General features: G+C 36.8%; 21 protein-coding genes, 1 other RNA gene and 1 pseudogene. 18 read left to right on the plus strand and 5 right to left on the minus strand.

Annotated features, from left to right (window positions below):
* The 15 genes and pseudogenes from FTX43_RS09135 to FTX43_RS09200 all read left to right on the plus strand — a co-directional run bounded on the left by FTX43_RS09135 (position 1) and on the right by FTX43_RS09200 (position 9,656).
* Positions 1 to 201, plus strand: coding sequence for a PLDc N-terminal domain-containing protein (locus tag FTX43_RS09135; protein ID WP_002306273.1), 201 nt, complete (start codon positions 1 to 3; stop codon positions 199 to 201).
* Positions 201 to 1,103, plus strand: a complete 903-nt coding sequence (locus FTX43_RS09140) for an ABC transporter ATP-binding protein (RefSeq protein WP_002313564.1) — start codon at positions 201 to 203, stop codon at positions 1,101 to 1,103. The genes FTX43_RS09135 and FTX43_RS09140 overlap by 1 nt, the downstream gene beginning before the upstream one ends.
* Positions 1,100 to 1,612, plus strand: coding sequence for an ABC transporter permease (locus FTX43_RS09145; RefSeq protein ID WP_261801524.1), 513 nt, complete (start codon positions 1,100 to 1,102; stop codon positions 1,610 to 1,612). Before FTX43_RS09140 ends, FTX43_RS09145 begins: the two co-directional genes overlap by 4 nt.
* Positions 1,609 to 1,869, plus strand: a complete 261-nt coding sequence (locus FTX43_RS15220) for a hypothetical protein (RefSeq protein ID WP_246490300.1) — start codon at positions 1,609 to 1,611, stop codon at positions 1,867 to 1,869. The genes FTX43_RS09145 and FTX43_RS15220 overlap by 4 nt, the downstream gene beginning before the upstream one ends.
* A gap of 122 nt (positions 1,870 to 1,991) precedes the next feature.
* Positions 1,992 to 2,267: a 30S ribosomal protein S16 gene (gene rpsP / locus FTX43_RS09150; RefSeq protein WP_002290274.1), complete on the plus strand. Its 276-nt coding sequence runs from the start codon at positions 1,992 to 1,994 to the stop codon at positions 2,265 to 2,267.
* An 11-nt stretch (positions 2,268 to 2,278) separates the two neighbouring features.
* On the plus strand, positions 2,279 to 2,530 hold the full coding sequence (locus FTX43_RS09155; RefSeq protein WP_002308728.1) for a KH domain-containing protein: 252 nt from the start codon (positions 2,279 to 2,281) through the stop codon (positions 2,528 to 2,530).
* 123 nt (positions 2,531 to 2,653) lie between these two features.
* Positions 2,654 to 3,445 (plus strand): hypothetical protein, encoded by a 792-nt coding sequence (locus FTX43_RS09160; protein WP_002334807.1) that lies wholly within the window; start codon positions 2,654 to 2,656, stop codon positions 3,443 to 3,445.
* Between the two features lie 150 nt (positions 3,446 to 3,595).
* Positions 3,596 to 4,120: a ribosome maturation factor RimM gene (gene rimM, locus FTX43_RS09165; RefSeq protein WP_002308730.1), complete on the plus strand. Its 525-nt coding sequence runs from the start codon at positions 3,596 to 3,598 to the stop codon at positions 4,118 to 4,120.
* Positions 4,110 to 4,871, plus strand: a complete 762-nt coding sequence (gene trmD, locus FTX43_RS09170; RefSeq protein ID WP_002308731.1) for a tRNA (guanosine(37)-N1)-methyltransferase TrmD — start codon at positions 4,110 to 4,112, stop codon at positions 4,869 to 4,871. Before rimM ends, trmD begins: the two co-directional genes overlap by 11 nt.
* Before the next feature lie 135 nt (positions 4,872 to 5,006).
* A complete protein-coding gene (rplS, locus tag FTX43_RS09175; protein ID WP_002290284.1) occupies positions 5,007 to 5,354 on the plus strand; it encodes a 50S ribosomal protein L19 in 348 nt (115 codons plus the stop codon).
* 258 nt (positions 5,355 to 5,612) lie between these two features.
* Positions 5,613 to 5,906: pseudogene (locus tag FTX43_RS09180) on the plus strand (DUF2087 domain-containing protein).
* Between the two features lie 289 nt (positions 5,907 to 6,195).
* Entirely contained in the window at positions 6,196 to 7,860 is a 1,665-nt protein-coding gene (alsS, locus tag FTX43_RS09185) for an acetolactate synthase AlsS (protein WP_002308803.1), read from the plus strand.
* 12 nt (positions 7,861 to 7,872) lie between these two features.
* Complete coding sequence (gene budA, locus FTX43_RS09190; protein ID WP_002308805.1) at positions 7,873 to 8,583, plus strand: acetolactate decarboxylase; 711 nt, start codon at positions 7,873 to 7,875, stop codon at positions 8,581 to 8,583.
* 128 nt (positions 8,584 to 8,711) lie between these two features.
* Positions 8,712 to 9,209, plus strand: coding sequence for a GAF domain-containing protein (locus FTX43_RS09195; RefSeq protein ID WP_070872314.1), 498 nt, complete (start codon positions 8,712 to 8,714; stop codon positions 9,207 to 9,209).
* Between the two features lie 186 nt (positions 9,210 to 9,395).
* Positions 9,396 to 9,656, plus strand: coding sequence for a hypothetical protein (locus FTX43_RS09200; protein ID WP_002289617.1), 261 nt, complete (start codon positions 9,396 to 9,398; stop codon positions 9,654 to 9,656).
* A gap of 412 nt (positions 9,657 to 10,068) precedes the next feature.
* On the opposite strand, the gene FTX43_RS09205 is transcribed toward FTX43_RS09200, so the two are convergent.
* The 3 genes from FTX43_RS09205 to FTX43_RS09220 all read right to left on the minus strand — a co-directional run bounded on the left by FTX43_RS09205 (position 10,069) and on the right by FTX43_RS09220 (position 12,794).
* The gene (locus tag FTX43_RS09205; protein WP_261801525.1) at positions 10,069 to 10,545 is read right to left on the minus strand and encodes a VanZ family protein; all 477 of its coding nucleotides are present in this window, start codon (positions 10,543 to 10,545) and stop codon (positions 10,069 to 10,071) included.
* A 939-nt stretch (positions 10,546 to 11,484) separates the two neighbouring features.
* Positions 11,485 to 11,851: a transfer-messenger RNA gene (gene ssrA / locus FTX43_RS09215) on the minus strand.
* Positions 11,852 to 12,020: 169 nt separating this feature from the next.
* On the minus strand, positions 12,021 to 12,794 hold the full coding sequence (locus FTX43_RS09220; protein ID WP_070872409.1) for a Cof-type HAD-IIB family hydrolase: 774 nt from the start codon (positions 12,792 to 12,794) through the stop codon (positions 12,021 to 12,023).
* Between the two features lie 143 nt (positions 12,795 to 12,937).
* On the opposite strand from FTX43_RS09220, the gene FTX43_RS09225 reads away from it, so the two are divergent.
* The 3 genes from FTX43_RS09225 to FTX43_RS09235 are packed head-to-tail and all read left to right on the plus strand — an operon-like array spanning position 12,938 to position 15,433.
* Positions 12,938 to 13,288, plus strand: a complete 351-nt coding sequence (locus tag FTX43_RS09225) for an SdpI family protein (protein WP_002308810.1) — start codon at positions 12,938 to 12,940, stop codon at positions 13,286 to 13,288.
* Positions 13,269 to 13,985: a response regulator transcription factor gene (locus FTX43_RS09230; protein ID WP_002290404.1), complete on the plus strand. Its 717-nt coding sequence runs from the start codon at positions 13,269 to 13,271 to the stop codon at positions 13,983 to 13,985. The genes FTX43_RS09225 and FTX43_RS09230 overlap by 20 nt, the downstream gene beginning before the upstream one ends.
* Positions 13,985 to 15,433, plus strand: a complete 1,449-nt coding sequence (locus FTX43_RS09235) for a HAMP domain-containing sensor histidine kinase (protein WP_002313582.1) — start codon at positions 13,985 to 13,987, stop codon at positions 15,431 to 15,433. The genes FTX43_RS09230 and FTX43_RS09235 overlap by 1 nt, the downstream gene beginning before the upstream one ends.
* A 73-nt stretch (positions 15,434 to 15,506) precedes the next feature.
* Here the strand turns inward: FTX43_RS09235 and FTX43_RS09240 are convergent, their stop codons facing one another.
* Positions 15,507 to 16,016 (minus strand): hypothetical protein, encoded by a 510-nt coding sequence (locus tag FTX43_RS09240; RefSeq protein WP_002308814.1) that lies wholly within the window; start codon positions 16,014 to 16,016, stop codon positions 15,507 to 15,509.
* Positions 16,006 to 16,731, minus strand: coding sequence for an FtsX-like permease family protein (locus FTX43_RS09245; protein ID WP_147607017.1), 726 nt, complete (start codon positions 16,729 to 16,731; stop codon positions 16,006 to 16,008). Before FTX43_RS09245 ends, FTX43_RS09240 begins: the two co-directional genes overlap by 11 nt.
* Positions 16,732 to 16,867: the final 136 nt, after the last annotated feature.

The following is a 16,867-nucleotide window of genomic DNA, read 5'->3' on the forward strand; positions in this document are numbered from 1 at the left end:
ATGGGCATCAAAGAATTTCTTCCGTTTTTAATTCCTTTAATCATTGTACAGTTTGGATTACTTATTTATGTACTTCATCATATCTTTACACATTCTGCATATAAACATGGAAATCGAATGATATGGGTGATTATTGTTATTGTTGGTATGCAGTTCATCGGTCCTGTCCTTTATTTGATTTTTGGCAAGGAGGATGCGTAGTGGCTATCTTGACACTTGAAAAAGTCTCAAAGTCTTTTGGTACAAACAAATTGTTGGATGATTTATCTTTTTCTGTAGAAGAACAGACGATTTTTGGTTTCATCGGTAAAAACGGTGCTGGAAAAACGACAACTATGAAACTGATCTTAGGTCTTATCAAAAAAGACAGCGGAACGATCCGAGTGAACGGAAAAGAAGTAGAGTACGGACAAACAACGACCAATCAAGAAATCGGCTATTTAGCTGATGTACCGGTTTTTTATGATTATATGACCGCTTCTGAGTATTTGATCTTTTGCGGCGAACTCACAGGAATGCCTAAACAGCGGATAAAGGAAAAAATCAGTGAACTGTTGTCACTTGTCGGTCTGTCGAATGAAAAGAAGCGGATCAAAAAATTTTCCAGAGGGATGCGACAACGTTTAGGGATTGCTCAAGCATTGTTGAACGAGCCCAAGTTACTCATTTGCGATGAACCAACTTCTGCTCTTGATCCTGTGGGTCGAAAAGAAATATTAGATATCTTATCATCTGTGAAAGAGCAAACGACGATTTTATTTTCAACTCATATTTTATCTGATGTGGTGCGTATCTGTGACAAAGTTGCTTTTTTGGATAATGGAAAAATCGTGTTGTCTGGATCAGTGGACGAATTGAAAAAGCAAACAAATGCTAGTGGATTTGAGATCGTATTTTTTTCCAAAAAAGAGCGCGAACAATTTGAAGAGCTTTTACCTGGAGGGATGATCCGAAGTGAACTGCGTATAGCTTATCCACAAAAAAGTAAAGAAGAAATGCTTTTTGCTATGGATTTGCTAGCCAAATACCAATTGCCAGTCCAATCGGTCCAGATGGAAGAACCTACGCTAGAAAAACTCTTTTTGGAGGTCGTTCAATCATGAGACAACTCATTGCCTTCGCCAAAAAGGAGCTAAAGGAAAACTGGCGTACTGGAAAAATCATCACGCTAAGTGCGCTCACAGTGATTTTCGGTATAATGAATCCATTGCTAGCTAAATTGACTCCTTATTTAGTGCAAGCTATGTCAACAACTCTGGCAGAGTCAGGGATTTCTGTTCAGAAGATTACAGTTGATGCAACGACTTCATGGACACAATTTTATAAAAATATTCCGATGTTGCTGATTTTTTTCCTTCTTTTATTCAGTGGGATATTGACAAGCGAATACCAAAACGGAACAATCATCAACTTGCTGACAAAAGGGATGAAGCGCTGGAAGATATTTCTGTCGAAATGGATCATGGGTATACTATTTTGGAGTGTCAGCTATTGGTGCTGTTATAGTATTACGCTAGCATACACGATTTATTATTGGGACCAGTCGATTATCACCCATCCTTTATTTATCAGTTTTACTTATTATTTTTTGGTTGTTGGCTTTATTCATTGATTTTATTTTATTCAGCTTTTCTTTCTTCCAATTATGCGGTTCTGTTGGCTAGTGGGGGAACGGTCATTCTGAGTTATGGTGCTGGGTTGTTCTCTAAAGTAGCAGAATATGTACCGACTTATTTGATTTCTTCCTCAAATTTTCTTGCGAAAGAAATCCACCTTGCAGATTATACTCGGTCATTAGCAGTGACATGTTGTTCTATCGTCATATCCATCGTAGCTGGGTGGCTTGTTTTTAACAAAAAAGAAGTCTAAAATCTGCTATTTCCTAAAAAAAATCGAATTTAATCAAGCTGTAAAGAAAAAAAGCTTTACAGGGTAAAAAAAAACTGTTACACTACATCTTGTGAATAAAACAATGGAGGTGGAAATAAATAATGGCAGTTAAAATCCGTTTAAAACGTATGGGTTCTAAAAAGAGTCCTTTTTACCGTATCGTCGTAGCTGATTCACGTTCTCCTCGTGATGGACGTTTCATCGAAACTGTAGGTACTTACAATCCTTTGAAAGACCCTGCAGAAGTAGTTTTAAAAGAAGACTTAGTTCTTGACTGGTTATCAAAAGGTGCACAACCTTCTGACACTGTACGTAACATCCTTTCAAAAGAAGGCGTTATGCAAAAACACCACGAAGCTAAATTCTCAAAGAAATAAGGTGACCGGATATGAAAGATTTAAGCGACTTAGTCTTAACAATCGTTCGTCCGCTAGTCACTTATCCTGATCAAGTCAAGTTAGAGGTCGTAGAGTCGAAAGATTTTTACGAGTACAACCTAACAGTGGCACCTGAAGATATTGGCCGTATCATCGGAAAACAAGGGCGTGTGGCCAAAGCAATCCGCACGATCGTTTACGGTGTTCGGATCAATGCACCAAAAAAAGTGCGTTTGAATATCATCGATGATAAGGAAAAGTAAATAAACGTGCTGTACTCGAATTTCCGAGTACAGCTTTTTTGTTTTTTTATTAATTGAAGAAATGATTATTTGGCAAAAGAAGTAAGAAAGCGTATCCTTATAATAGGAGGGAGTGAACAGATAATGAGAAATACTATGTTATTTATTCCGTTTGTCTTATTGTTAAGCGCCTGCAGTTTGATTACTGAAAGATCAGACAATACGCAACCATCAAGCAGTACATCTGAAACTGTTGCAAGTACAGAAAAAAGTAATACTAAAACGGCTTCATCTACTGAACAAACAAGGACTACCTCAAATAATGAGGAAAAGCCTGCTTTAAACCAATTGAAAGAACAACAACCAAACGTGCCCATGCCTTTAGATGTACCGATTTCTTCTGGCTATCTCAATGTCGCAGCGGCACAAACAAAGCAAGGCTATTCTATTTTATATTACGGATCAGATCGTCCCCTCAGGTTGAATGCTGACGAATTGAATCAAGAAACGCCTATTGCAACTTATCTCTATCAATATGGATTTGCTTCTAGTCAAGAAACGATCCAAGTCTTGCAGCCATTTGAGATCGATACAAATGGGCAGCAAATGGATTTAGGTCATCAAATCACGGGGTATCAGCAAGGAGCAGCAGGTTCAAGCTACCTTGAATGGCAAGAAGGAAATTGGCGTATTCGGATCCGTGGGAATAATATAGATGGTCAAGAACCCTTGCCGTTAGCTAAAGAAATCGTAGCCTATTTGGAAGAAAACAGGCTGCCAGTACCTGAACAATTTGGTAAGATAACTATTGATATGGGAGATACGACGAATCGAGCCGTAGAAGTAAGTTGGCAAGAACCGAAAAATGTCTATACGATCACTCGTCAAGACCCTATAGCTGCATTGAAGATGGCAGTTTCTATGAAGAAGCCATGACAGAAGTGCTCAGCTCCAAGAAATAAGAAGTCATCAAAAACAGCAAGCCACAGTTTTGCATAAATTTGGCTTAATACCCTAAAAGAAAACTAGAATTGCCTCTCCGTACATGCTAAAATAAAACAGACAAAAAAGAAATGGGGATATAAGTTGACTGAATACTTGAATGTAGGAAAAATCGTAAACACACAAGGTATCAAAGGTGAAGTCCGTGTGATCTCAACAACGGATTTCCCAGAAGAACGTTACAAAAAAGGGACGGTGCTGACATTATTCCAAGATGGAAAAGCACCTGTGGAATTAACAGTCAAAAGTCATCGCAAACATAAAAATTTTGACTTATTGAGTTTTGAAGGACATCCTTCTATCAATGATGTGGAAAAATATCGGGATGGCATATTGAAAGTGTCAAAAGACAACTCTGTAGATCTAGCTGAAAATGAATTCTATTACCACGAGATCATCGGTCTGCGTGTGGTGGAAGAAGATGGAACGGAACTAGGTAAAGTAAAAGAAATCTTGTCACCAGGTGCCAATGATGTTTGGGTCGTTCAACGTCCGAAAAAAGCTGATATCTTGCTTCCATATATCGCTTCTGTCGTCAAAGAAGTCGATTTAGAAGCTGGAGTGGTCCGTGTAGAAATCCCAGAAGGACTGATTGACGATGAAGATTGATGTATTGACTTTATTTCCAAGAATGTTTGAAGGCCCTATGGGAGAATCCATCATCGGCAAGGCTGTAGATAAAGGATTATTAGACATCAATATCTCTAACTTCCGTGATTATTCAGATAACAAACATCAGACAGTAGATGATTATCCATATGGCGGAGGAGCAGGTATGCTGCTCAAAGTCCAGCCCATCTATGATAACATCCAAGCAATCGAACAAGCTGCACCGGATGTCCAAAAAAGAGTAATTCTTCTTGACCCAGCTGGTAAACGATTCGATCAAAAAATGGCAGAAGAATTTTCACAGGAAGAACATCTGGTATTCATTTGTGGTCACTACGAGGGGTATGATGAACGTATCCGCACATTAGTGACAGATGAAGTTTCCTTAGGGGATTATGTCCTTACTGGGGGAGAATTAGGTGCGATGGTCATGATCGATGCAACAGTTCGGCTGTTGCCAGATGTGTTAGGCAATCAGACTTCTGCCCAAACCGATTCTTATTCAACTGGTCTATTAGAACATCCCCAATATACTCGTCCAGCAGAATATAAAGGGATGAAAGTACCAGAAGTATTGACAAATGGAAATCATAAATTGATTGAAGAATGGCAATTAAAAGAGTCGCTAAGAAGAACCTATCAACGCCGACCTGATCTCTTGGAAACACTTGAATGGACACCTCAAATGACGAAATTTTTAGAAGAGATCAAGAAAGAAGAACAAGAAAAAACAGCAGATGTAACCAAGTAAATTTTTCTAAAATCTTCTTTACAGTAGATTGATAGTATGTTAGTATTTTATGGTGAGTGTACAAGCACTTAACTATTACGATATTCCGCTGTGAGAAAAGCTCATAAGAATATTTGGAATAAGGAGAAGAAAACCATGAATCCATTAATCGAAGAATTAACAAAAGACCAATTACGTTCTGACATCCCAGCGTTCCGCCCTGGTGACACTGTGCGTGTTCACGCAAAAGTTGTCGAAGGTACTCGTGAACGTATCCAGTTATTTGAAGGTGTTGTTATCAAACGCCGCGGTGCTGGAATCAGCGAAACTTATACAGTACGTAAAGTTTCTAACGGAGTGGGCGTTGAGCGTACATTCCCATTGCACACACCACGTGTTGCAAAAATCGAAGTAGTTCGCTACGGTAAAGTACGTCGTGCAAAATTGTACTACCTACGTGCATTACACGGAAAAGCTGCTCGTATCAAAGAAATCCGTCGTTAATCATCGTTATCAGACAGAGAAAGAACCCTTGGAGTTCAAGGGTTCTTTTTTTGTTCTTATCATGTACGCAATATTCTTGATTCAGTATTTTTTTATTACTCGACTGGGCGAATAACTTATTAGGATGAGTCTTCCGACAAATATTAGTAAAAAAAAGAGCCATGTGATAATATCTTTCTTGAGAGTAACCGCTTTAACAAAAAATACAGAATATTCTAACATAAATGGAGTATTCTTAGAATCAAAAGGAGAAATAAGATGATTTATACTTACACGGAGCAAGAGAAGATGAAAGTTTTGGAGACGTTTATGAAGGATGGAAAAGTAAAATAAGTACCAAGCGCAACAAAAAAGAAATACATCCTGCTGAAAGAAGTCTTGAAACGATTCGAACATGGAGTAATCTATACAGAAACAGAAGTCAATTCGATATTGATGGACATATTTTCTAGTGCTGATTATGTCGAACAAAGGCGTTATCTAATCACATTCGGTTTTTTCAAAAGAAGTTCGGATGGTCGAGCGTATCAGTTGATGGGAAATGAAAATTAGAAGTTTTGATGTATACTAATTGAAAAAAATTCAAGTATGCGGCGTAGAACCAATGTCGCATACTTGAATTTTTTTTGTCATCTTGTGAAATTGGTTGAAACTTTCAACCAAGAATGACAGTTTTTTATGTAAAATCTGTCATTCTTTTTCATTTTTTGAAACATATGGCTAAACAAATGAAATAAAACGTGCTATACTTCTGGATGAAACAGGTTTAGAAACTGTATCACTTATTTGTGATTATTTCTAACTAATAATTAAAAATAAAGCATAAAAAGGACGATGTTCAATGGCTGAAAAAATGAAACAAGGTTCGAAATCTGTAGTAGAAAGTTTGATTAACCATCACGTTGATTATGTATTCGGTATACCAGGCGCAAAAATCGATGGTGTATTTAATGAATTAGAGGATCAAGGTCCTGAATTAATTGTAACTCGTCACGAACAAAATGCTGCATTTATGGCACAAGCAATCGGACGTATTACAGGAGAACCTGGGGTTGTTATCGCAACAAGTGGTCCAGGTGCTAGTAACTTAGCTACAGGTTTGGTAACAGCGACAGCAGAAGGAGACCCGGTTTTAGCAATTGCCGGGCAAGTAAAACGAAGCGATCTATTGAAGTTGACCCATCAAAGCATGGATAATGCAGCGCTGTTCCAGCCAATCACAAAATACAGTGCAGAAATCCAAGATCCGGAAACAATTTCAGAAGTGATTGCCAATGCTTATCGTATGGCTAAAAGCTCAAAAAAAGGAGCGAGTTTTATCAGCATTCCTCAAGATGTAGTGGATGCGCCAGTTCAAGGTAATATCATCAAGCCATTGAGTGATCCTAAATTAGGTTCTGCTTCTGCAGATGATATCCGTTACTTAGCCGAACGCATCAGGGAAGCAAAACTACCGGTATTATTAGTAGGTATGCGGGGATCAAGTGAAAAAGAAACGTTAGCTATCCGGCAATTAGTTGAAAAGACAGCATTACCTGTTGTAGAGACATTCCAAGCAGCTGGAGTGATCTCACGTGAATTAGAAGCGCATTTCTTTGGTCGAGTGGGATTGTTTAGAAACCAACCAGGCGATATGCTTTTGAAACGAAGCGACCTAGTCATCGCAATTGGCTATGATCCAATCGAATATGAAGCAAGAAACTGGAACGCTGAAAAAGATGCGCGGATCATTGTGATCGATGAAGCACCAGCTGAAATCGATCCGTTTATGCAGCCTGAAAGAGAATTGATCGGTGATATCTCAGCCACTATTGATTTACTGACAGGTTCATTAGAGCCTCAACAAGTGTCAGAAGATGCGAAAGAATATTTAGATTCTCTTCAAGCAAAACTAACGGAGCGGGATATTGTCCAATCAAAAGGAGAAGCAGGTATTTTGCATCCTTTAGAAGTCATCAACACACTTCAATCAAAAGTAACAGATGATATGACCGTTACTGTAGATGTAGGGAGTCATTATATTTGGATGGCACGCCACTTTAGAAGTTATGAACCACGACATCTATTATTCAGTAATGGTATGCAAACGCTTGGTGTAGCATTACCGTGGGCGATTTCTGCTGCACTGGTACGTCCAAATACACAAATTGTATCAGTTTCCGGAGATGGCGGATTTTTATTCTCTGCCCAAGATTTAGAAACGGCTGTACGTAAAAAATTGGATATCGTTCATTTGATTTGGAATGATGGACGCTACAATATGGTAGAGTTCCAAGAAAAAATGAAATATCAACGGGCGTCAGGTGTAGACTTTGGTCCAGTTGATTTTGTGAAATATGCAGAAGCTTTTGGTGCTAAAGGGATCCGAGCTACAAGTATAGAGGAATTAGAAAAAGCTTTAGAAGAAGGATTTGCGACAGAAGGACCCGTAATTATTGATATTCCGATCGATTACCGTGATAATGAGAAATTGGGAGAAACAATCTTACCAGATCAATTCTATTAAGGAAGTGTCGACATGACTGAAAAAATCTTATACCAGCACGGGACATTGGGAGCTTTGATGGCCGGCTTGATGGATGGAACAGAAACGATTGCTCACATATTGGAAAAAGGAACTCTGGGATTGGGAACATTGCATGGACTTGATGGTGAAGTCATCTTTTTAGATGGCGTAGCTTATCAAGGAAGATCAGATGGCTCAGTTGTCCAATTAGATGGAAGTGAACTTACCCCCTATGCAGCAATTACAGATTTTACGCCAGATACTAGTTTTTCTGTTTTAGAATCTGCAGATGGAGAACAATTGAAAAAACACATCTTAGTAAAAGAAGATGGGGAAAATCTATTTTTAGCAGTGAAGATAACTGGATTATTCAAAAACATGCATATCCGTATCATGCCGAAACAAGAAAAACCTTATCGAAGACTAGCGAAAATTTCAGAGTCTCAACCAGAATTCCAACAAAGCAACATTCATGGAACATTAGTCGGGTTCTTTACCCCTGAATTATTCCAAGGAGTTGCTGCAGCGGGATTTCATCTGCATTTTATCGATGATACACATACATTTGGCGGACATGTAATGGATTTTGAAGTGGCTGAAGGAAACGTGGAAATCAGCCGCATCTCTTCTCTTGTACAGCACTTTCCAGTTGATGATCCGACTTTTGTTCACGAAACGATTGATTATGCTGATTTAGCAGCAGAAATCCAACAAGCAGAATAAAAAAGACAGCGAGATGCGTTTAAGGTAACCAATCTAACGTATCTCGCTTTTTTGAAAAGCAAACCTAGCGTTTACCAAAAAACTGAGCTATAATCTTTTCCATAGATCAAAAAGGAGCAGTTTTTATCATGTGGACAGAAAAACAGAAAAAAGATGCATACGAAATTCTATTATTACAGCAACAAGGATTATTAGAAGCAGAAGATAACTGGTTAGCAAATTTAGCAAATTCATCTGCATTGTTGAATGAAACATTACCTGAGACTGTCTTTGCAGGATACTATTTATTTGATGGCAATGAATTGATTTTAGGACCGTTCCAAGGGCGAGTTTCCTGCACACGTATCAAGATGGGAAAAGGAGTTTGTGGAGAGTCAGCTGAAAAACAAACGACATTGATCGTTGACGATGTCAAAAAACATGAAAATTATATTTCCTGTGATTCAGCCGCACAATCAGAAATCGTTGTACCAATGGTAAAAGAAGGTCATTTAATCGGTGTTTTAGATATCGATTGCGGAGTAACGAAAGGGTATGATGAAATCGATCAAGCATTTCTAGAAAAATATGTAGATCTTTTATTAGCAAATTTTAATATAAATGCTTTTTCATTTATTAATAACTAAAATCGACTATTGAAACAAAAAAGAAGAGAAATCAAAAAATAAAAAGAGCCGGAAAGACAGTGGGCATATCTGTTTTTCGGTTTTTTTATTTTTTTATAAAATCACAAGTGTTATTAGTTTTCATAATCATATTTTAATGGTATTATCATTTTAAATAATGAAAAACACATTAAGGATGGATGAAATATGAATAACGAAACTATCATTTTAGGAAAAAAATATATTTGCCAACCTATTGGCTTGAAACAAAAAGTGGTTGGAGAAGTAATCAGTAAATTAGAAAATTGTGTTGTGATCTGCGTAGATGAATATCATGACGTCGATCGCAATGAAATATTAGAAAAATGCGGAAAAGTAGTGGCAAAATACACTCACGTTTATGAGTTGGAAACGACAGAATATCTATATAATTACAGCAATAAATATGAACATACTTTAGTTTCATAAAGATTTTAAATAAAGTGCCTTCAAAAGCGAGGAGTCCAAGCTTTTGAAGACAATTTATTTAGTTGGCGTTGTTTTTTTATATGTCACTTTTCTTTTTAAGTGGCACAATAATTGTAAATTTTCTTTAATTGATTCTCTATACAACCTGAATCTAGTTCAGTATATAAAAACTAGTTTCGTTTGCTTCACTATCAGAAATTCTCCTTCGCTTCTTTTAGATTATATATAAGGTATCTCTAAAGTCCTTTTTGTTGCCAAAATTTAATAACAAATAAAGTATAATGATTATAGCTTCTCTAATTTCACTTAATTTAATTGCAGACATTATCTTTAAATAACAAACATAATCATTAAAAAAGTTTTTGTCATATCCTCAAGTACTTGTTCTAGCTTCCAGTATATGTTTCTATTTTTATTTTATTTTTTTATTTAAACTAAAAGACGTAATTTCAAATGAAAATTTATTGAATAAAGATTCCATTATTATAGTGCCCACAACGAAACCAGCAGCATTTGCAATAATATCCCCTACATCAAATATTCCTAAACGAAAAACATATTGCGCTATTTCAATTAACCAGATACCCAAAACCACTATGCCTAGATGTTTTTTATTTAATGATAGTATCCAGCCTAATGGTATAAACATGATTATATTCAGCATCACGATTATCGCATCCCCATTGATAAAATCAGAAAGAAATGATAAAGGATTGGATTCTAGTCCTCTTATTCCAATGTTTTTTAAAAAGAGCAGATAAATTAATACTAAAAAATAAAGAATATAAAATCCAATGATTACTTCCTTATAAATTTTCTTTGTAAAAAAACTTAGTAAAAAATATAGAGAAAAAAAGTAATAATTATTATTTGGATAAATGGAATCCAAAAATCAACATCTCCACTAGGAAGAAAAATAGAGAGTGAGTAAAAATAAAGATATTTCATGTAAAACCACCTGGAAAACAAAAACGATAAACATAGTAATGAAACATTTAAAAATAACAATTTTATTTTAATTTTTATGCTATTAATAGTAGAATTCTCCTTTCAATTTGTTACTATTATTATAAAAAAAAACATAAAGGAGCTATACTATGAAAAATATATGTAAAAAACTATCGCTCGCATTTTTAATACTAAGTTTTTTTCTGCAACAATTGTAAACGCTACCACCGCTATGACATATAGTGGGACTGCTATTTGGTCATGGAGATCTGTCGTCAACAGTTGGTCTACTTCAACTACACGTTCGTATACTGTTAGGCATAATCAAACTAGACGGAGTGCTGGAGCATCTACTATGTTGAATGTTGCTATTGCACGGCAGAATCTGATAGGCTCAACTATAGTTTCTTCTAGGAATTTTTCTGGAACTAGCAACGGTACTTTCACAAGTTCATTAACTTCTGGCACGTATTTTCTTCGATTTGAAAGTAATGAGCGGGCCAAAACATTTGACATAAATGGAAGTGTCACGTATTAATAATATTCTATCTCCTTAAAAAAATTCTATAAATGACCAGTAAAAGTACAATTGGCCGTTCATTTTACTGGTTATTTCTAATGTTTTCTAAATAGATACTCATTATTTATGGTAATTTTTGATTGGTATTTTTTTATAGGAACTAATAAAGTTAAAACGGATAAATCTATAAAGAAAATTATTAAAGGAAAGACTTTTGACGAAGAAAAACTAAGTGTGACAATATAAGCGAAATTTTAATTGTTAAATAAAAAGCAAAAAATTCAAATTTTTTTAAGCCAAAATAAAAAAACGTTGATTTATCAACGTTTTTCACAGTATCTATTAGTCTCAACCATACATATATGGAGACGGCGGGAGTCGAACCCGCGTCCAAACACATCGCCACTTAAAAATCTACGTTCATAGTCAACTCATTTGAGGCTTCGCTTTACAGCTTGCCGAGTGACAGGCATTCTGTATCGCTAGTCTGATACTCTCTTTTTCAACTTACAGACGGAAAGTTGAAACGTATCCCACTAAAGTTAGGACCCTTACTCGAGCACATGGGCGATGCCGAGAGGATCTACGCTAACTGTTTTTAGGCAGCTAAAGCGTAAGAGTTGTTTTCGTTTTTAGCAGTTATATTTAACTGTAACGTTTTTACGTAGACGTAACCTACGAAACGCAATTCAAGCTCGACTGTGCCTGTCGAATCCGTAACGTCCCCGTTAGCTAACAAGGGTTACGTGTATTTTTCATACAAAATCAGTATAGCACATCTTGGGATAAATTCAATAAAAAAGCGGATGATACCCCAGTATTTATATAAAACTGGCCCTTTCTTAAGAAAAAATAAGTGATTTTTTTAGAAAGGGTCCAGTTTCGAAAAAATATCCTTAAATCAGATCAAAATGCTTCAATCCGTGGACAATCCCGCCTTCTGTATTTTTCTTTGTGATGAAAGTAGAAAGCTCTTTTAATCCATCATAGGCATTGCCCATAGCGATTTTGTTGTCGCAAGCTTCCAACAAGGCAAAATCATTCGGACCATCACCAAATCCAAAAGTAGGAACTTCTTCTAATTGAAGTTCTTTTTTCAGTCGTTTGACACCTGCGCCTTTTGAGATTCCTTTCTTCACTGTATCAATCGAGTAAGGACCATTCCGATAAAAAGTTAGCTCAGGAAAATGTTCATGATAGTATTCGTCACCCGATTGAGATAAGATAAGTAACATATTTACTGTATTGTCTTTAAAGCCTAGAGGATCTATTTCCGGCACATCTGAATGGATAAAGTCATAAGCATCGATCATTGTTTGGCTATGACCGGTACACCAGATTTTCTGGTCGTTATAGTAAGAAAGTTCGTGCCCATTCAACTGTACATGATCATACATTTTTTGACATTCTTCTGAAGAAAATGTTTGAGAGTAGATTTCTTCACCGTTTACTCGAATGAAAGAACCGTTCATGGTGACCGCAGAAGTAATGCCCGCGTCTTCCATAATCGAGTGGATTTCTGCTTCTGTACGTCCTGTGGCGATGACGGGAAGAACGTTGTTTTCTTTTAATGCGTTCATAGCTTTTGCCACTTCGGGTGTGATTTTTGACTTCGCATCTAGTAATGTTCCATCAAGATCAAAGAAAGTGATTGCACGATAATTTGACACAAATAAAACTCCTTTTTTATTGGAATAAGTTTATCTTAACAAAGAATGAACAAAAGACAAACCTTTCGTGAAGAATTCCTGAACATATTGGTTCAGTCAACAATATAGAGTATACTATAAGAAGAGAATTTAGGAGGGAAAAAATGATTTTTTTCAGTATTGGTATCTTATTCTTAATAATTGGCAGTCTTTTTCGGATTCTGCCCTCAAAAGGAAACCTGCCTTTTTATGGGTACCATTCGCCTCTTGCCGCAAAAACAGACGCTCATTGGCGACTAGCACAAAAGACAAGCGGGAACTGGTTTTTCCTTATGGGCTTACTGATGACATTGATTGGTTATTATTTAAAGATATCTGGACATACGAATTATTTTTTGATCGAAATGCTATTATTGGTATTTCCAATTATGCCCATTTTTATTATGACAGAAAAAAAATTACAGAGATATGACCTGGAAACTGGAGGGAACGATAATGAATATTTTAATGATTGAAGATAATCAATCTGTTTCTGAAATGATGCAGATGTTTTTCTTAAATGAAGGTTGGGAAGCAACCTTCAAGTATGATGGAAAAGAAGGGCTTGACGCCTTTTTAGAAAACCCCCAACACTGGGACATGATTACATTGGACTTGAATTTGCCTACAATGGACGGCATGCTAGTAGGAAGAGAAATCCGCAAAGTTTCAAGCACAGTGCCGATTATCATGCTGACAGCTAGAGATTCTGAAAGTGATCAGGTGATCGGCTTGGAGATGGGGGCAGATGATTATGTGACAAAACCTTTCAGTCCGCTGACGCTTATTGCTCGAATGAAAGCTTTACATCGCCGTAGCGAGTTGGCAGAAGCAAGAGAAGAAGCAGCGGTTTCAGATGACCATTTTGATATTGAGACCAGTCATTTCAAGATGAATACGAAAACACGAGAAGCATATCTGGACAATCGGCCCATCGAAGGCTTGACGCCTAAAGAATTCGATCTATTGTTTACTTTAGCAAAAAAACCACGACAAGTATTTTCTCGGGAACAGTTGCTTGAACTAGTCTGGGATTACCAGTATTTTGGTGATGAACGGACAGTAGATGCCCATATCAAGAAATTGCGTCAAAAAATTGAAAAGGTCGGACCACAAGTTATCCAAACTGTTTGGGGAGTCGGCTACAAATTTGATGATTCTGGTGTTGCCTAATGCGTTATTTGTATCAGCAACTCTTAGCTTTTTGCGGAATGGTCGCGTTGATCTTATTGATCGTCGGAGTTTCTTTTACGCAACTGACAAAACAGACGATTGAAGAAAACAATTATCAGCAACTGTTTGGATACGCTGAATCAGTTGAAAAGACAACGCAAACCTATGCCGATACACTTCCGCAGTTTAGTCAAGATCAGGCATTTCAAAATGCATTGCTGCTGACGGAGCAAGTACTGACAGAACAAAATGTGAATTTTATATTCATCGACAAAAATGAACGTGTCATTTATCCGACCAATACAGCATTGCTGAACTTTACCTTAACAACGGATCAATGGAAAAATCTGAGGAGTGGGCGTCAAGAGAAATTCACATCGAATAAAAACATTTTAGGGCAAGCGCAGGCGACCTCTTACGCACTTGTACCATTCAATTTGAATCATGAATTCTATGGAGCACTTGTAGTCAGTCAACCTGCGCGAAATATCGATAACAGTGTTCGTCCAATTACACTGAACCTGTTCAAAGGTTTCATTTTTTCCAGTATTGTGGCGGTCATTGCCAGTTATGCTTTTGCAGCATTCCAAGTCAAGCGGATCAATCGTTTAAGGAATGCGACGAAAGAAGTGACGAATGGCAATTTTGATGTACAGCTTCCCGTACATGATAAAGATGAATTTGATGAGTTAGCAGATGATTTCAATAAAATGACGAATTCACTGAAAGAATCTCAAGCAGAAATCGAAGAACAAGAAAATCGTCGAAGACAATTCATGGCAGATGCTTCCCATGAGATGAGAACACCTCTTACGACAATCAACGGTCTTCTGGAAGGGTTGGAATACAATGCAATCCCTGAGAATCAGCGAGAAAATGCGATTAAATTGATGAAGAATGAAACAGAGCGTCTGATCCGTTTAGTGAATGAAAATTTGGATTATGAAAAAATCCGTACGAATCAAATCAGTATGGTCATAAAAAAATTCAATGGTACAGAAACATTGAGGAATATTGTTGCCCAGTTAGAAGCTAAAGCAGAGGCAGCAGGGGATACGTTGATACTGAAAGCTGATGATGATATCGATGTTTACGCTGATTATGACCGTTTTGTCCAAATCATGGTCAATATTATTCAAAACGCGATACAATTTACCGAAAACGGCCAAATCATGGTCACCCTGGAAAAAGGTTATCTTGAAACGATCATCACGATCGAAGATACGGGAATTGGAATGTCTGAACAACAAATGAAAAGTATCTGGGATCGCTATTATAAAGTAGATCCTTCAAGAAAAAATACAAAATATGGTGAATCAGGATTAGGTTTACCAATCGTGCAACAGCTTGTTCGCCTGCATAAAGGAAAATTAGAAGTAGAAAGCGAACTGGGAAAAGGAACGAAATTCACTGTTCGTTTGCCTGACGTAGAAATCAAAGAAGAGTAAAAAAAACAAGTGATATAAAAGATCATGAATCGATCTTCTATATTGCTTGTTTTCTTATAATAAAATGACTGATTTAACCCGCAGGCTCTAAACGATCAATGTAAGGACTTTGAGCAATAGTAGCGTCATGCGTAAAGAGTAAAATACCTTGATTTTCTTCATGAGCTAAATAAGAAAGCAAGTGGAGCAGTTCTTGGATCTCCAATATACTAAGTTCATCAAAGGTGTCTTCAATAACAATATTGTTTCGTTTGGAAAGCAACGCATGAAGCAATTGAAGCTTTACTTTCTCAAAAGGCGTAAGCTCAGTCGCCGCACAATTAAGTAATGAAGAAGAGATATCAAGTTTTTCTTGATAGGCTAAACGATCTTGTTTGATTCCCTTTTCTGGTAAATCTAACAGTACATGGTCTTTGAGCTTTAGGTAAGGAAACATTGGCCAATCTTTTTGAACGATGGCGAAATTTTCCAGATTAGCAACTAGAACTTCTTTTTTTAAGTGCTCTAATATCTTATCCTGTTTTTCGAGGGGACACAAGATAACGGTCAAATGGTCAGCGTTAATCAAATATTCAGGTTTCATTACGTTTAGGCCTCCTGCTTTGCAAGTGATGGATAAAAAAAGTGAATGGGAATAGGCTGAGAATCAGACAGCACCCGCTAAGTCCAACAAGTGTTTGGGCAAAGCCTCTAAGAATATCTGTGAAAAACAGATCATTTTGAGAATCAATAGTAAAGAAAGTCTGCTGATCCATCGGAATCGTAAGTCCGCTTACTGAAGTCAAGATATCACGGATATCTGGCAGCTCAGCAGTCTTTAAGACAAGAAAATTGATCCTTTGAAGCAGTGTTTCATAAACCGACTGGAAGCTGACGATCCACAATAAAACCAAGATACAACAAAGAAAGAGAGGAAAGAACAGCTGCCAAAAAATAAAAAGGAACAGTTTGGCTTTAGAAAGACCAGTCAGGCGCCAATTCATCAATTCTTGCTGGTTTTGCCTGAGTGAATAGTAAAAGAAAAAGATAAAAAAGAAGGCAAACAGAAAAAATAAACTGAATATGCCTTTTAGATAAAATCGGCTAGCTAATTCTAAAGCCGGAAGAAGAGCCGTAGATGCAGAAGCACCGATAAATGAAAGCCGATCTTGGACTTGATTCGCTAAAGCCGATTGCAAATGGTAAAGAGTCAGGCATGCTATCAATAAAAAAGCAGAAAAGCTTGAAAATAAACAATAGAGTATTGTCTGCTTTTTGTAATAAATTAATCGAGCAGTAGCATAGCGGATCATTTTCATACTTTTCACCTCTATAAAAAGTATAAAAAATGAATATGAATAAAGTATGAAATTCCTTTAGTAAAATCACGAATTAAAACCAAAACCAGGAAACCTCTTGCAAAAAGCAAGAGGTTTTGAAAAAAGAGCTGCGACA

It is taken from the genome of Enterococcus sp. DA9 (assembly GCF_008000875.1).
Taxonomy (GTDB): domain Bacteria; phylum Bacillota; class Bacilli; order Lactobacillales; family Enterococcaceae; genus Enterococcus_B; species Enterococcus_B lactis.

What these genes read in the sequence shown, in the direction of transcription:
- FTX43_RS09135 (WP_002306273.1), top strand. Translation starts at nt 1, where the DNA reads ATGGGCATCAAAGAATTTCTTCCGTTTTTAATTCCTTTAATCATTGTA.
- FTX43_RS09145 (WP_261801524.1), top strand. Translation starts at nt 1,100, where the DNA reads ATGAGACAACTCATTGCCTTCGCCAAAAAGGAGCTAAAGGAAAACTGG.
- rpsP (WP_002290274.1), top strand. Translation starts at nt 1,992, where the DNA reads ATGGCAGTTAAAATCCGTTTAAAACGTATGGGTTCTAAAAAGAGTCCT.
- FTX43_RS09155 (WP_002308728.1), top strand. Translation starts at nt 2,279, where the DNA reads ATGAAAGATTTAAGCGACTTAGTCTTAACAATCGTTCGTCCGCTAGTC.
- FTX43_RS09160 (WP_002334807.1), top strand. Translation starts at nt 2,654, where the DNA reads ATGAGAAATACTATGTTATTTATTCCGTTTGTCTTATTGTTAAGCGCC.
- trmD (WP_002308731.1), top strand. Translation starts at nt 4,110, where the DNA reads ATGAAGATTGATGTATTGACTTTATTTCCAAGAATGTTTGAAGGCCCT.
- rplS (WP_002290284.1), top strand. Translation starts at nt 5,007, where the DNA reads ATGAATCCATTAATCGAAGAATTAACAAAAGACCAATTACGTTCTGAC.
- alsS (WP_002308803.1), top strand. Translation starts at nt 6,196, where the DNA reads ATGGCTGAAAAAATGAAACAAGGTTCGAAATCTGTAGTAGAAAGTTTG.
- budA (WP_002308805.1), top strand. Translation starts at nt 7,873, where the DNA reads ATGACTGAAAAAATCTTATACCAGCACGGGACATTGGGAGCTTTGATG.
- FTX43_RS09195 (WP_070872314.1), top strand. Translation starts at nt 8,712, where the DNA reads ATGTGGACAGAAAAACAGAAAAAAGATGCATACGAAATTCTATTATTA.
- FTX43_RS09200 (WP_002289617.1), top strand. Translation starts at nt 9,396, where the DNA reads ATGAATAACGAAACTATCATTTTAGGAAAAAAATATATTTGCCAACCT.
- FTX43_RS09225 (WP_002308810.1), top strand. Translation starts at nt 12,938, where the DNA reads ATGATTTTTTTCAGTATTGGTATCTTATTCTTAATAATTGGCAGTCTT.
- FTX43_RS09230 (WP_002290404.1), top strand. Translation starts at nt 13,269, where the DNA reads ATGAATATTTTAATGATTGAAGATAATCAATCTGTTTCTGAAATGATG.
- FTX43_RS09235 (WP_002313582.1), top strand. Translation starts at nt 13,985, where the DNA reads ATGCGTTATTTGTATCAGCAACTCTTAGCTTTTTGCGGAATGGTCGCG.
- FTX43_RS09240 (WP_002308814.1), bottom strand. Translation starts at nt 16,016, where the DNA reads ATGAAACCTGAATATTTGATTAACGCTGACCATTTGACCGTTATCTTG.
- FTX43_RS09245 (WP_147607017.1), bottom strand. Translation starts at nt 16,731, where the DNA reads ATGAAAATGATCCGCTATGCTACTGCTCGATTAATTTATTACAAAAAG.